This is a genomic window from Promicromonospora sp. NPDC060271 (assembly GCF_042726755.1).
Lineage (GTDB): Bacteria > Actinomycetota > Actinomycetes > Actinomycetales > Cellulomonadaceae > Promicromonospora.
The window spans coordinates 1-14,362 of record NZ_JBHXBG010000003.1; the positions used below are offsets into that span (position 1 = coordinate 1).

Sequence of the window (14,362 nt, forward strand, 5' to 3'; positions counted from 1 at the left end):
AGCTCGGGCTGCCGACCTCCTGACGTTCTGCCGATCACCCTGTGCGGCTACCGGCCGACGTCGCAGCGCTTGGCCACGTTGATCAGCTTGACGCGCTTCGTCTCGGTGATCACGCCGTCCGCCTTCAGGCGGTCGGCGACCTGGGTCACGTGGCGTACGAACGCCCAGTGGCTCACCCACTGCCCGTCGGCGTCGATGAGGTCCGCGATCGTGCACCCGTTACCGGTGTCGACGTTGGCCACCTTGCTGTCGACGTCCCCCATGATCACCGTGGGGCGCTCGTCGGAGACTGGGCAGGCGTCGATGCCCGCACGGGCGATCTGGAACCTGAGGGTCCCCGTCCGCGTGACGTTCCCCGCGTTGTCGGTCGCCCGGTACCCGAGCTCGTGCGCTCCGCCCTCCGTGACCACGATCGGCCCCGTGTACTCCCGGAAGATGAAGTCGTCGAGCGCGTACTCGATGAACGCGACCCCGGACTCGCCGTCCCGGGCGTTGATGGTCACGGTCGCCGAGCCGATGTAGGCACCTTCGTCGTCCTGCTCCCCGTCGACCTGCGCCGACGCGATGGGGTGCGTCGTGTCCGGCGGGTCCGCGCCGCCGACGACCACCAGGTCGACCTTGCCGGGCTGCGAGACGTTCCCGGCGTTGTCGGTGGCCCGGTAGGACAGCGTGTGCGGGCCGGTGACGTCGACCACCACGGGCGCCGTGTAGGCCTTGTAGCCGGTGCCGTCCAGGTTGTACTCCACGCTCTTGACGCCCGTGCCGGCGTCCTCGGCCAGGAGGCTCACCGTCGCGGAGCCGAGGTAGGCGCCGTCGGCGTCCTGCTCGCCCGTGACCTCCGCGGTGACGGACGGCGGGGTGGTGTCCTCCTGGGAGGGCTCCACGACGGTGAACGTCGCGGAACCGGGTGCGGAGACGTTGCCTGCGTTGTCCGTGGCCCGGTAGGTCACGGTGTGCTCACCGACCGTGTCGACGACGACGGGGTCGGTGTAGGGCGCGTACTCGGCGCCGTCGAGCGCGTACTCGACGCTCGCCACGCCCGAGCCGGCGTCCACCGCCGTGAGGTTCACGGTGGCGGTGCCTTCGTAGGTACCGTCGCCGTTGAGCTCGCCCGTCACCTCGGGGGTGACGGTGGGTGCCGTCGTGTCCTCCCCGTCGGAGGGCACCACCGTCACGTGCAGCATCTCGGGTTCCGAGACGTTGCCGGCGGCGTCCGTCGCGCGGTACTCGAGCATGTACATGCCCGGCTCGTCGAGCACGACCGGCTCGCCGTAGGGCACGTACGCGCCGCCGTCGAGCGAGTACTCGACGGACGCGACGCCGGAGCCGGCGTCCTCGGCCGTGAGGCTCACGGTGGCCGAGCCGATGTAGGCGCCGTCGGCGTCCTGCTGGCCTGCGACGTCGGCGGTCACCACCGGTGCGGTGGTGTCCTCGCCCGGGCCCTCGGTGACCACGAGCTCGCCGACCATCGTGCTGTGCCCCGGGATGGCGCAGAAGTACCGGTACTTGCCCGGGGTGAGGACCACCTCGGCCTCGTAGCGGCCGCCGTTGGCGTCGAACGGGTTGGCCAGGATGTCCAGCGTGACGTCGTGGTTGTACCCGGGGGTGCTCGTGTCGAACGTCAGCGTGTGCGACATGCCGATGTTGTTGCCGGTCGCCGCACTGTTCTCGAAGATCACCGTGGCGGCACCGGCGGTCGCCGTGGCGGGCGCCGAGGCGTACCTCGAGACGCTCGCGTCAGCGGTCCAGGTCAGTACCTGGTCCGCTGCCAGGTCGGTCGCCTCGGCGGCCGCCGGGGTGGCGGACCGCACGGGGGAGATGTCGCCGCGGTACTCCGCGGCGGTGGCCGCCGGGGCCAGCGGCAGCACCACGAGGGCGCTGACCGCGGCCCCGGCGAGGAGCCGGGACAGTCCGTGTGGGAACAGTCTGCGTCGGAACATGAGGACGCCTCTCTCTTCGGCTGGGGCGGTCACAGGTCACGCACCCGGATGTTGCGGAACTCCATGGCGTCGGCGTCGCTGTGGTTCTGCAGGCCGATGAAGCCGCTGAGGAACTGCCGCAGGTCGGTCGGCGGGTCGCCGGCACGCGAGGACTTCTTGCCCGGCGAGTTCTCGAACTCGTTGATGACCACGCCGTTGCGGATGATCGTGTACTGCTGGCCGACCACCTGGATCTCGTACTCGTTCCACTCGCCCTTCGGGGTGGCCCCCGCCTGGGGGAGGCCGTTCGGGTCGAAGTTGTACACCGACCCCGTCTTCTGGGGCTCGCCGGTCGGCCCGTCGTAGAGCTGGATCTCGTGGCCGCAGTAGATGGCCACCCAGGCCTCGGCGTCGGTCAGCTGACCGCACTCGGGACGCTCGTCCCGCGGCACGCGCGGGTCGGGGAACCGGGTGAAGACACCGCTGTTGGCGTAACCGGTGCCTGGCGCGACGTCCTTGAACTCCAGCTTCAGGGAGAAGTCCTCGAGCTCCTCGCCCGGGTGCCAGAGCATGCCGAGCCCGCCCTGCGCCCGGATGGACCCGTCGTCGCGCAGGTCGAAGTTCCCGCCGGGCGCCTGCCGCCAGTCGGCAAGCGTCTCCGCCGTACCGTCGAACAGCCACCGGTACCCGGAGTGGGCGTCCGTCCCGATCTCCGACGCCTTCGCGGCCTGGACCAGCTTCGTCTGCGCGGCCTTCGTGATGACCTTGTCCGCCACGAGCTGGTTGGTCACCGCGGTCACATGGTTCACGAACCGGCCGTTGGTGTCCCAGTCACGCTCGTCGTTGATCAGGTCGTTGATGGTGCAGCCGCCCAGGTCGACGCTCGGGACGCTGGTCTTGGTGTCACCGATCCAGACGTTCTTGCGGTCGTCCGGGATGGTGCACGTCGTCTCGACAGGGACGTCGAGAGTCGTCTTGTCGCCGTCGGCGTAGGTCACCGTGAGCGTCGCGTCGTAGGTGCCGACCCTCTTGTAGGTGTGCCGCGGGTTCGCCTCGGTCGAGGTGCTCCCGTCCCCGAAGTCCCACGCGTAGGAGACGCCGCCCGAGTCGCCGCCCCGGAACGCGACGGTGAGCGGGTCGCTCTGCACGCTGGCGCCGGAGCCGGCCGGTACCGGCGTCGGCGCGCCTCCGTGATAGGTGATCCGGGTCAGCTTCTGCCGGTCGGTCAGCGAGAAGAAGCCGCCGCCGTAGTCGAGCAGGTACAGCGCCCCGTCCGGACCGAACTTGGCGTCCATCCACTGGTCGACGTCGTCGTTGCCGTTGCCGCCCTGGATGATCTGGCGCAGGTCCTCGGCGAACACCGGGGGAGCTGCCTCGTCCACCGTGTCCGGGTTCACCGTGACGGCGATCCGGTTGTTCGAGTTGGACTGGTCACCGATGAACCACTTGTTGTCCCAGTACGCGGGCCAGGCGACACCGCTGGCGGTGTCCACCTCGGACCGGTGGTACGTCGGGCCGTTCATGATGGCCTGACCGCCGCCGCGCAGGTACGGCTGGGTGTAGGTCGCCTCGGCGTCCACGTACGACGGGATGCCGTTCTCGCCCTCGGGGAAGACCGGGCCGCCGCCGCTCGGCGAGTACCAGATCATGTTGTCGCGCACCGGCGGCAGGTCCACCAGGCCCGTGTTGCGCGGCGAGGTGTTCTTCGGGTTGTCGCAGTCGTACCAGCCGGTCAGGACGCTCGCGTCCTCGTTGCTGCGGTCCCGGTAGGGCTGCCCGTTACCCATGCAGTAGGGCCAGCCCTGGTTGCCCGCGGAGGTGATGATCGTGGCCGTCTCGTACTTCGCCGGGCCGAGCTCCGGGTTCGGCAGGCCCGCGTCCGGCCCCACCCACGCCGCCGTCAGCCAGTCGTTCTTCTTGTCGTAGGCCAGGCGCGAGATGTTGCGGACACCCATGACGTAGATCTCCGGGCGCGTCTTGTCGCCCGGGTCGTCCGCCTCGGGGAACAGGTTCCCCTCGGGGATCGTGAACGTGCCGTCCGGCTCCGGGTGGATCCGCAGGATCTTGCCGTTCAGGTCGTTCGTGTTGCCGGCGGTGCGGCGCGCGTCCTGGAACGAGATGCCCGCGTACTCCAGGGTCCAGTTGTTGCCCGAGTAGCCGCTCGAGCCACCCGAGGAGTTGGCGTCGCCGGAACCGATGTACAGGTTGCCGTCGTTGTCGAAGTCCATGCCGCCGCCCGCGTGGCAGCAGCTGTGGATCTGCGTCTCCCACTCCAGCAGGTCCTTGCGCGTGGACTGGTCGATGGTGTTCGCCTCGGCGTCGTACGTGAAGCGCGAGACCGTGCGCAGGCCGACGCGGCGCTCGCGGTCGATCGACTCGTGCGGCATCCAGTAGAGGTAGATCCACTGGTTCTCGGCGAAGTCCGGGTCGAGGGTCAGCCCCAGCAGACCCTCCTCGTTCTTGACCAGCTCGCTGCCGCTGCCGCGATTACCCATGACGTCGAGCGTGGTCAGGAGCTTCGTGGTCCCCGAGTCCGGGTCCCAGCGGTGGACCGTGCCGCAGCCGAGCCCCACCTTCGGGTCGTCCCACGACACCACCGGACCGGACGGGCAGGCGGCCTTGCCGATGTAGAAGACGCCGCCGTCGGGCGCGACCGTGAGCCCGTGCGGCTCGCCGATCTGGTCGAGCTTGCCCGCCGCGTTCTTCACCGTCAGGCGCTTGGCCTCGTAGTTCGCCGCGATGGTCGCCTGGCAGTCGCCGCGCGCCATGCCCGTCGACCACAGCAGGCCGCCCAGCAGGTGGTCACGGAACTCGTCCTCCGCGTACGTCTCGGCGGTGCCGCCCATGCCGGTGTAGAACGACCGGCCGCCGTCGTAGTCACGGCACCACGAGATCGGGTGGAACGGGCCGTTCGCGCTCTCGCCCGGCTCGTAGTCCCACTCCTGCACCTGCGCGATCGTGTGCACCTCGCCGACCGGGTTCGGTGACCAGTTCAGCCAGCGGTCCGAACGGGTCCAGTTCAGGGGCAGCCCGTCGTTGGCGGGGTGCGCCCGGTCGACGACGTTGACCGTCGCCTCCTGCACCGGGACCTCGGGGGCCGGCTCCTCCTCGCCCGTGCCGTCGAAGAGCTGGATCTCGGCGAGCTGGGTCAGGTCGTCACCCGCGTTCGCCGTGATGTCGAGCCGGTAGTGCCGGTAGGCCGTCTCGTTCTCGAACCGGTAGTCCATCGGGGTGAACCGGTCGGGGAACTCCTGGTCCGTCTGCGTGTCCAGGTCGGTCCACGTCTCACCGTCGGCGGAGCCCTGCAGGGTCCAGTTCTTCGGGTCGCGGCCGGCGAAGTCGTTCGCCGACGTCAGCGCGTACCGCGTGGCGACGACGGCCTCCTGCATCTCGAGGTCGATGGTCGCCGTCGGCTCGAAGGCGAGCCACTTGGTGTTCGAGTCGCCGTCGATCAGGTTCGGGGCGTCCTCGTTCGGCGGGTTCTCGGCGCTCGCGGTCACGCTCGCCACGGCCAGCGGGTCCGGCAGGTTGCCGGCCGGCCGGGTGCCGATCAGGCCCGTGAACCACTGCGAGCGGTCCTGCGCGCGTGCGGCGTCGCGGATGCCGAGGAAGCCGCCGCCGTCCCGCACGTAGGCCTTGAGCGCGTCCTCCTGCGCGGTGCTGAGCTCGACGCCCTCGGCGGACAGGAAGACGACGCCGCGGAACGCCGCGAGGTTCTGCGTCGTGAAGGCCCGCGGGTCGCTGGCGGTGCGCACGGTGAACCCGTGCTCGGCGCCCAGCTCCTTGATGGTCCTGGTCGCGGTCGCGACGGGGTCGGCCTGCTTGTCCGGCGCGCCGTGGAACACGAGCACGTTGATGTCCGCCGCGTCCTCTGCGAGCGCCACCGGTGCGGCCGACAGCGGGGCGGCGTCGGCCGTCGTGGTCCGCTGGGCCTGGGCGGGGACCGTCGCCAGCCCCAGGACGAGGGCGGCGCCGGCCGCCGCGGCGAGGGCGCCACGTACCGACCTGCGCGGGGCTGCCGCCCCGAGGATCCTGCGTCTTCCTGTCCGTTCCATCACTGCTCCTTTGCGCGTGATCTCTGCGTGCGGTCAGTGGCCGGAGTGGGCCGTGCCGGTCCCTGCGCCTGGCTGGGTGGTGCTGGTCTCTGTGCTGGACTGGGTGGCGCCGCTGGTCAGGTGGCCGCCGTGCTCGTGGAACCTGTCGATGGCGTCCTGCGCGCCGGGAGGCATGGAGCCGTCCGCGTTGCGGACCAGGAAGACCCCGGCCATGCCGCCGTCCGAGTGGAACTGGACGTGGCAGTGGTACATCCACGCGCCCGCGCCGACCTTCTGGCCGGCCTTGACCTGGAACCCGAACGAGTCGCCCGGATTCAGGTCGCGGGTGTCGATCACCTGGCTGGGGTCGTCGGGCCCGGTCAGGTAGCCGGTCCGGTTGTTCGCCCAGCGGTGGGCGTGCAGGTGGAAGGTGTGTAGCTGGTCGCCGTGCCCGATCGCGACGAACTCGACCGTCTCGCCGAGGTTCGCCTCGAACATCGGGGTGTCGGGGGCCACCTTGTTGTTGATGGTCATGTCGTTGAACACGACCGTGTAGGTGCGGTCGGGCAGGATGTCGCCCCTGCGGCGCACCACGAGCCCGCCGTACAGGCCGGCGCGCAGGCCGGCGGTGCCGTGCTCACCGCCCAGCGCATGGTCGTGGTAGTGCCAGTAGCCGGCGCTGCCGGGCAGCCAGTGGCCGTCGTCGAGCTGGGTCTGCACGTGGCTGCCCCACGTGTACGTGCGGGTCTCGCCGGGCTCGTTGAAGGAGTCGTTGAACGGGCTGCCGTCCGACTCGGTCTTGTAGTCGACGCCGTGCGGGTGGATGGACAGGCGCTTGTCGGTGTTGTTGACCAGCTCGATCTGGAGGGTGTCGCCCTCCCACATCTCGAGCAGGGGGCCGGGGATGGTGGCCTTGCCCGGTGCGAGCCCGTAGCCGTAGAGGCCGCCGGGCAGGGGTTCCGCGTAGACGGTGATGTGCCGGGTGGTGCCCAGCGGACGGACGATCCCGGTGCCCGCCGCGGCGGCGGTGTCCGCGCCGAGCGCCAGCGCCGCGGTCGGCGCCATCAGCCCGGCGAGCGTGCCGGTCAGGATCGAGCGGCGGGACACGGCGCTCTGCGTGGATGGGGTCTCAGCGTTGTTCTCAGGCATGCGTCTCCGTTCGACACCGCCGGGCATGCGGATGCGGGCCCGGCGAGACAGGGATCAGGAGGTATGGGGTTCCTACGCGCGAAGCCGACGGCGGCCTGCCGTGGGTGACAGCGTTGTCATAAAAGGTGGTGTCACGAAGGTGGACCGCATCGTCGTTCCCTCCAAGGACGTTGGCTCGTGACCGTCAGCGGCGACGGACACGCCCTCATGACCCATGCGGTCATCCCGCCGGGCTCCTTGTCGGGAAGGCCCTGGATGGCTCGCATGCGTGTTGTGCACCACAAGGTGGCTTTGCGAACCTATGGCGACTTATGCCGAGTGTCAAGCAAAAGTTGAAGGAACAGCGTCAGACTTCTGTGTGGAGGGCTACGGCGGCGGCCTGCTACGGGGGCGGTAGCAGCACCCACACGGCGGTCACCACCAGCACGGCGCCGGTGAGGAGCCCGGTCAGGGGATGGGCGAGCGCCGCCGTCGAGCGGTGGCCGCGCGGTCTGGTGACGGCGCGCAGCACCCAGCCCAGCGGCCAGGCCGCCAGCGCGGCGAGGATCCCGGCCGCGGCGCCCAGGTAGAGGATGGGCACGTCGAGCGTGTTGGCGACGATCGCCACCTGGATCGCCGTGGACAGTGCGACGACCGTGGGGATCAGGTGGAGCCGCGGCTTTCCCGCGGTGACGCCGGCCTTGTCCGCGTCCTTGGCGGCCGCCACCGCCCGCCGGTACCTGCTCGCGATGAGCCCGGTGCACAGCCGGGTCAGGCCGCCGTGGGCCAGGAGCGCCGCGACGTAGATGGCCACGACCCGTCCGGTCACCACCGTGCCGTCGGGCCAGGAGCGTACGGCGGCGACGACGGCGATCACCACGACGCCGCAGGCGACCACGACACCCGCGACGGGCAGGAGCCGCGTCCAGGGGCCGGAGTGCCGGACGGTCCAGGCGAACCACAGCGCCGCCAGGATGCCCGTGGCTGTCGCCGCGAGGGCGTGGTCGCTCGCGTACTGCATGGTGATCCCCTTCGCGGAACCGGCGCGGACCGGGCCTCAGCGTAGGGTGTTTTCGCAGGTCAGGGAAGTGTTTGTGCATTTGGATGGGGTTGCGCCCCCGAGCGGGCGGTCGCGCGGGACGCCGGGGCCGCCAGGTGGTCGAGGATCCTGGACCGGACCACCGGGTCGCCGAGGATCTTGTTGTGCCCCAGCCCCGTCGTCGTGAACAGCTCGCTCGACGAGGCGTGGGCGTCGTGGAGCCGCTCGGACAGGACGTGGGGATTCATGCGGTCCCCGGCGTCGTGTATCCAGAGCGCGGGGACCGACGCCGGAACGGTGTGCGCCAGCAGGTCGAAGCGTTCGTAGACGTCGGGGTGCCCGGGTAGCCCGTAGCGCTGGACGGCGGTCGCGAAGCGGTCCCGCAGGGCCCAGGGGAGTCCCGAGACCCGGACGAACCAGTCGGTGGCGGAGCGGACCGACGCGAGGGCGGAGATCCCGGTGAACCGCTCGGCCCGGACGCCCTCGTGCAGGGCGATCCCGGCCGCGAGCACGCCGAGGGAGTGCCCGACCACTGCCGCCCAGGGTGCGTCCTCGGCGTCGGACAGCCGGCGGATGATGTCGAGGTCGTCGAGCCCGGTGCGCCCGCGTCCGCCGGAGTCGCCGTGGGCGGGCGCGTCGTACGTGACGACCCGGAGCCCTGCGGCGGTGAGGTCCTCGACGATGCGGCCGAACACCGACGCCCGGGAGCGCCAGCCGTGGACGAGCAGGACGCCGGGCGCGCCCGGTTCGCCCCAGGAGTAGGTGGCGACCTGGGCGGGTCGGCGTGCGCCGCCGCGGAACGTGGGGCGGTGCACGAGCGAGCCGCGGCGTGCGGAGTCGTGGACCGGCCGGTCGGCGAGCCGGACCGGTACCGGCGGGCCTGGTCGCCAGTAGGTGACCGAGCCGAGCGCCAGCGCGAGCGGCGGTGCGGTGCGGCCGAGGGCGCGGAACGTGGCGCGGGTGACGCGCTGGGACTGGGGCACGGACGACCTCCGGGGGTCTGGGTCTGGCTGGCCGGGTTCGGCCGAACAAACTGTACGACCGTTCGCACACTATCCGATGTGCGGACGGTCGTACACTCTCTTTCATGGACCTCTCTACCGACCTGCGCCGTGCCCGGGGCGACCGCACGCGCCGTGCCGTGCTGGACCACGCGGTGCAGGAGGCGTCGGTGCGCGGGCTCGACGCACTGTCCTTCGGCACGCTCGCCACGTCCGCGCCCGTGAACAAGAGCGCCATCGCCGGGCTGTTCGGGTCCAAGGAGAAGCTCCAGCTCGCCGCCGTGGAACGGGCGACCGAGATCTACCGCGACCACGTGGTCGTCCCGGCGCGCTCCGCCCCGCGGGGCCTGCCGCGGCTGTGGGCGCTCGTGCTGGCCTGGACCGAGTACTCACGCACCCGGGTGTTCCGCGGGGGCTGCTTCTTCCGCACGGTCGAGGTGGAGTACGACATGCGCGAGGGTGCCGTGCGGGACGCCGTGGTGGCGGCGCAGCGGTCCTGGGAGTCGTACGTCGGGCACCAGGTGCGCACGGCGGCCGACGCCGGCGAGCTGTCCCCGGGGACCGATCCCGACCAGGTCGAGTTCGAGATCAACGCGCTGCTGAACGCCGCCAACGACCGCTCGCTCCTGTACGGCGACGACGCCGTCTACGGACGGGCCGAAGCGGCGGTCCGGGCGCTCCTCGTCGCGCACGGGGCGGATCCGGCCGTGCTGCGCTGACCTGCCGCGCTGACCTGCCGCGCCGACCTGCCGCGCTGACCTGCCGCTGTCGAGCGATGGCCAAATGTTTCAAGGCCGTATACATGTGCTCGTTACCCTCTGTTCATGGTGATGCGGCACGAGGGTCCTGACGACGCGGCCGTCCCACCTGCGGCCGTCCCGCTCGCGACCACCCGGTGGGGCGCCGGGCCCGGGAGGGCGCTCCTGCTGCACGGCACGGTGTCGGCCGGCGCCACCTGGTGGCAGCTCGCGGAGACCCTCGCGGCGGACGGCTACGAGGTGGTCGCCCCCGACCTGCGGGGCCACGGGACGAGCCCCCGCGCCGACTCGTACCTGCTCGCCGACCACGTCGCCGACGTGCGCGCCCTCGGCGCCGGCTGGGACCTCGTGGTGGGACACGGCCTCGGGGGCCTGCTCGGCGCGCTGGCCGTCGACGCCGACGCCCGCTCCGACCGCAGGTTCACGCGCCGCCTGGTGCTGCTCGACCCGGCGCTCGACATCCCGGACGACCGGTTCGAGACCGGCGCCGCGGCGGAGATCGCCGAGGCCGCCCACCCGCCCTCGCCCCGGGCGGTGCAGGCGGCGCACCCGGCCTGGGACCGGCGCGACGTCACGGCGGTGGCCGACGCCGCGAAGGCCGCCGACGCCACGGCGGTGGCGCGCACCCTGCGGGACAACACGCCGTGGCGGTACACCGGCGTCATCAGCCGCCTCGTGGTCCCAACGCTCGTGCTGAGCGCCGACCCGGCCTACGGCGCCCTGTTCCCGCCGCCCACCGGCGTCGAGCTCATGATCCGCAACCCGAGCGTGCGGGTGCGGATGGTGGTGGGCGCCGGGCACGCGGTGCACCGCGACCGGTCCGCCGCCGTGTCGGCCGCTGTCCGCTCGTTCCTCTGGTGAACGTTCCGTGACCTTCCACCGGGGCGCTCGCTGAGGTACGGGAGCCTCCGGAACCGGAGTTAAGGTCGGGCAGTGAGCTCCTCCGCATCCGCACGCAAGCAGCTCGTCGCGCTCGCCGAACGGGGCTTCGACGGGCCGTGGCGGCACGCGCGCGGTGACTTCACGAGCGACGCCCGCCCCGCCTCGGTCCTCGTGCTCTTCGGCGTCCTGGACGGCCTGGCGGCCGACCGCGGCGACCACGACCTCGCGGTGCCCGCCGACCTCGACGTGCTGCTGCTCGCGCGGGCCGCGACGCTGCGCAGCCACGCCGGCCAGGTCGCCTTCCCGGGCGGACGCGCCGACGACGGGGAGGACGCCGTGGCCGCCGCCCTGCGCGAGGCCGTCGAGGAGACCGGGCTGGACCCGGCAGGCGTCGAGGTGCTCGGCGCGTTCGACGAGCTGCCCATGCCGGTCAGCAACCACGTGGTCACCCCGGTGCTCGGCTGGTGGGCCCGCCCCACGCCCGTCGCCGTCGTCGACGCCGCCGAGTCGGCGCACGTCTTCCGCGCGCCCGTCGCCGACCTGCTGGACCCCGCCAACCGCTTCACCACCGTGCTGCGCCGCGGCAACCAGACCTGGCGCGGCCCGGGCTTCCACGTGCACGACGGCGACCTCACCCACCTCGTGTGGGGGTTCACCGCCGGGATCCTCGACGCCATGTTCGACCAGCTCGGCTGGACCGAGGACTGGGACCGCACCAAGGAGCTCGGGATCTCATGAGGTTCACGACCTACGCCCGCGAGGCCGTGCGTGACGCCCTCGTGGAGACCGCCCGGGCGGACGACGCCGTTGCGGCCGCCGCACTCGTCGGCTCCGGTGCCACGGGGCGCGAGGACGAGTGGTCGGACATCGACCTGGTGCTGCGTATCGCCGCCGACGGCGACCCGGCCGACGTCGCGGCCCGATGGACGGAGACCATGTACGCGGCCCACGGGGCCGTGCACCACCTCGACGTCGTGGCCGACGGCGTGCTCTACCGCGTGTTCCTGCTCGCCGGGTCGCTGCAGGTGGACGTGTCGTTCTGGCCGTACGAGCGGTTCCGGGAGACGGTCAAGGGATTCCGGCTCCTGTTCGGCGAGACCAACCCGCCCGCACACCTGCCGCCGCCCGACCCGGAACGCCTGATCGGCCTGGCGTGGCTGCACGCGCTGCACGCCCGGTCCGCCATCGCCAGGGGCCGCGGCTGGCAGGCGGTGACCATGCTCGACGGCGTCCGCGAACAGCTCGTCTCGCTCGCCTGCCTGCGGCACGGGCTCAGCCCGCACCAGGGCAGGGGCGTCGACGGGCTGCCCGCCGCCGAGCTGGACGTGCTCGCCGGTGTCCGAGCGGCCACGACCGCGACGGACGAGCTGCGCACGACCCACGACGCGGCGGTCCGCACGATCCACGCCGAGGCGGCGCGGCACGACCCCGCACTGGCCGACCGGCTGGCCGGAGCGTTCGAGGACCTGGGGAGCACCAGATGACCGACGTGACCCGCGACGCCATCCGCGCCGCAGAGGCCCTGATCCGCCCGCACGTACGGCACACGCCCGTGCTGGACGTCGACCTGGCGGACTTCGGCCGCCCCGCGCACCCCGTCTCGCTCAAGCTCGAGTGCCTGCAGCACTCCGGCTCGTTCAAGGCACGCGGCGCGTTCACCAGCCTGCTCACCCGCGAGGTGCCCGACGCCGGCGTGGTCGCCGCGTCGGGCGGCAACCACGGTGCGGCGGTCGCCTACGCGGCCGCCCGGCTCGGCATCCCCGCCACGATCTTCGTGCCGAGCGTGACCTCGCCGGCCAAGGCCGACCGCATCCGTGGCTACGGCGCGAAGCTCGTCGTGGGCGGCGACCGGTACGCCGACGCGCTCGCCGCGAGCGAGGAGTTCGTCGCTGGTACCGGCGCCATGACGGTGCACGCCTACGACCAGCCAGAGACGCTGATCGGACAAGGCACGCTCGGGCTGGAGATCACCGAGGACCTGCCCGACGTCGACACGCTGCTCGTCGCGGTGGGCGGCGGCGGGCTCATCGGCGGCATCTCCGCCTGGTTCCGCGGCGACGTGAAGGTCGTCGCGGTCGAGCCCGAGGGCTCGCCGACGCTGCACCGCGCACTCGCCGCCGGCGAGCCGGTCGACGCACCCACCGAGGGCATCGCCGCCGACTCGCTCGCACCCAGGCAGGTGGGCCGCCTCATGTTCCCGCTGGCCCAGCAGTTCGTCGCCGAGTCGGTGCTGGTCACCGACGACGCCATCACTTCAGCACAGGCAGCGCTGTGGGACACGGCCCGCGTCGTGGCCGAGCCGGGCGGCGCGACGGCGCTCGCCGCCGTGCTGTCCGGGAGCTACGTGCCGGGGCCGGGGGAGCGGGTAGCGGTGCTGGTGTGCGGGGCCAACACGACGGCCGTGCGGTTCTGACCCGCGGCCGCTCGGGCGGGTGCCGGGGACGCCGGCTCGCGGCCGAGCGGCCGAGCCGCAGGTTGCAGGTGTCGCGGTCTCGCCGAACCGCAAGTTCGTCCTTGTTCCCTCGCCGCTCCGTTCGCCGAACCGCAAGTTCGTCACCGTTCCGTTCGCCGAACCGCAACGACACGCCGGTACAGATCGACCTTTCGGCGTGTCGTTGCGGTTCGGCGCCTCGATGGCCGATCAGTTTGCGGTTCGGCGGCGTAAGCAGGGGCAGGGAGCGGGGTGGGAAGGGTCAGCCGAAGAGCTGCTCGATCGCGTGCTCCCCGACGCCGACCATGATCGGGTGCGTGTCCGGGTAGGAGAAGCAGATGGTCGTGTACAGCAGCGCCCAGCCCTGCGCGCGGCGCCACATCCCGGCGTCCCAGCCGCGGCCGTCCCGCGCCTGGGCGTCCACGACGCGGCGGAATCGGTCCCGGCCCTCGGCGTCGAAGGTGAGCCACATCGCGCCGAGGTCCGACGCCGGGTCGCCACTGGTCACGTCCCCGAAGTCGATCACGGCGGAGAGGCGGTCGCCGTCGGCCACCAGGTTGGCCGGGTGCGGGTCGCCGTGCAGCCACACCGGGACGCCGTCGTAGCCGGGGGCGTCCGCGGCGTCCGCCCACAGGTCGTTGGCCCGGTCCTGGAACCGCTCGGGGAGCAGCGTGACGCGGTCCTCGAAGGTCGCCGTCCGCTCGGCGACGGGGATCCCGCGGAACCTGTTCCCCGGCGCGTCCTCGGGCGCCGGCCGGTGCAGCGCGACGAACACGCGCGCCAGGTGCTCGGCCCACGGTGTGCGTTCCGCCGCCGGGACGATGGCCGCCGGGACGCCGTCGGCCCACCGCACTATGCCCCAGGGCCACGGGTAGCCGAGCACCGCGCTGGGCGCGCCGGTGCGGACCGGGACCGGGACCTGCACGGGCAGCCGCGGGGCGAGCAGCGGGAGCACCTGGTGCTCGTTGCGCATGAGCTGCGCCCCGAGCTCGCGCCGGGGCAGGCGCAGCGCGAGGTCGTCACCCAGGCGGACCACCACGTTGTCCCAGCCGTTCGCCACCAGCTCCAGCCGCAGGTCGGCGAGGTCCGGGTGCTGCTCCTGAAGGAGCGCGTGGGCGAGGTCGACGGTGACGTCCAGGTCGGCGGCGACCACGGCGGCCTCCTTGCTCA

The 14,362-nt window shown here is 72.1% G+C and carries 11 protein-coding genes; 5 read left to right on the plus strand and 6 right to left on the minus strand.

Translation table 11 applies throughout. From position 1 onward, the window contains the following. Positions 1-47: 47 nt before the first annotated feature. From ACFWE2_RS00775 to ACFWE2_RS00795, 5 genes are all read right to left on the minus strand, one after another. Entirely contained in the window at positions 48-1,940 is a 1,893-nt protein-coding gene (locus ACFWE2_RS00775; RefSeq protein ID WP_377222291.1) for an OmpL47-type beta-barrel domain-containing protein, read from the minus strand. A gap of 29 nt (positions 1,941-1,969) precedes the next feature. Beyond that, entirely contained in the window at positions 1,970-5,974 is a 4,005-nt protein-coding gene (locus tag ACFWE2_RS00780; RefSeq protein WP_377222292.1) for a ThuA domain-containing protein, read from the minus strand. A gap of 33 nt (positions 5,975-6,007) precedes the next feature. Continuing rightward, positions 6,008-7,102 (minus strand): multicopper oxidase domain-containing protein, encoded by a 1,095-nt coding sequence (locus tag ACFWE2_RS00785; protein WP_377222293.1) that lies wholly within the window; start codon positions 7,100-7,102, stop codon positions 6,008-6,010. Positions 7,103-7,484: 382 nt separating this feature from the next. Further along, positions 7,485-8,102, minus strand: a complete 618-nt coding sequence (locus ACFWE2_RS00790; RefSeq protein WP_377222294.1) for a hypothetical protein — start codon at positions 8,100-8,102, stop codon at positions 7,485-7,487. Between the two features lie 59 nt (positions 8,103-8,161). Continuing rightward, positions 8,162-9,103, minus strand: coding sequence for an alpha/beta fold hydrolase (locus tag ACFWE2_RS00795; RefSeq protein WP_377222295.1), 942 nt, complete (start codon positions 9,101-9,103; stop codon positions 8,162-8,164). 104 nt (positions 9,104-9,207) lie between these two features. Between ACFWE2_RS00795 and ACFWE2_RS00800 the strand changes: the two genes are divergently transcribed. The 5 genes from ACFWE2_RS00800 to ACFWE2_RS00820 all read left to right on the plus strand — a co-directional run bounded on the left by ACFWE2_RS00800 (position 9,208) and on the right by ACFWE2_RS00820 (position 13,174). Next, the gene (locus ACFWE2_RS00800; RefSeq protein WP_377222296.1) at positions 9,208-9,840 is read left to right on the plus strand and encodes a TetR/AcrR family transcriptional regulator; all 633 of its coding nucleotides are present in this window, start codon (positions 9,208-9,210) and stop codon (positions 9,838-9,840) included. Positions 9,841-9,945: 105 nt separating this feature from the next. Then, positions 9,946-10,740, plus strand: a complete 795-nt coding sequence (locus ACFWE2_RS00805; protein WP_377222297.1) for an alpha/beta fold hydrolase — start codon at positions 9,946-9,948, stop codon at positions 10,738-10,740. A 72-nt stretch (positions 10,741-10,812) separates the two neighbouring features. Then, positions 10,813-11,499 carry an NUDIX hydrolase gene (locus ACFWE2_RS00810; RefSeq protein ID WP_377222298.1) on the plus strand — a complete coding sequence of 229 codons (687 nt, stop codon included), beginning with the start codon at positions 10,813-10,815 and terminating at the stop codon, positions 11,497-11,499. Beyond that, positions 11,496-12,245, plus strand: coding sequence for a nucleotidyltransferase domain-containing protein (locus ACFWE2_RS00815; RefSeq protein ID WP_377222299.1), 750 nt, complete (start codon positions 11,496-11,498; stop codon positions 12,243-12,245). The genes ACFWE2_RS00810 and ACFWE2_RS00815 overlap by 4 nt, the downstream gene beginning before the upstream one ends. Continuing rightward, positions 12,242-13,174, plus strand: a complete 933-nt coding sequence (locus ACFWE2_RS00820; protein WP_377222300.1) for a threonine/serine dehydratase — start codon at positions 12,242-12,244, stop codon at positions 13,172-13,174. Before ACFWE2_RS00815 ends, ACFWE2_RS00820 begins: the two co-directional genes overlap by 4 nt. 280 nt (positions 13,175-13,454) lie before the next feature. Here ACFWE2_RS00820 and ACFWE2_RS00825 read toward each other — a convergent pair whose 3' ends face one another. Beyond that, the gene (locus ACFWE2_RS00825; protein ID WP_377222301.1) at positions 13,455-14,345 is read right to left on the minus strand and encodes an aminoglycoside phosphotransferase family protein; all 891 of its coding nucleotides are present in this window, start codon (positions 14,343-14,345) and stop codon (positions 13,455-13,457) included. Positions 14,346-14,362 lie beyond the last annotated feature (17 nt).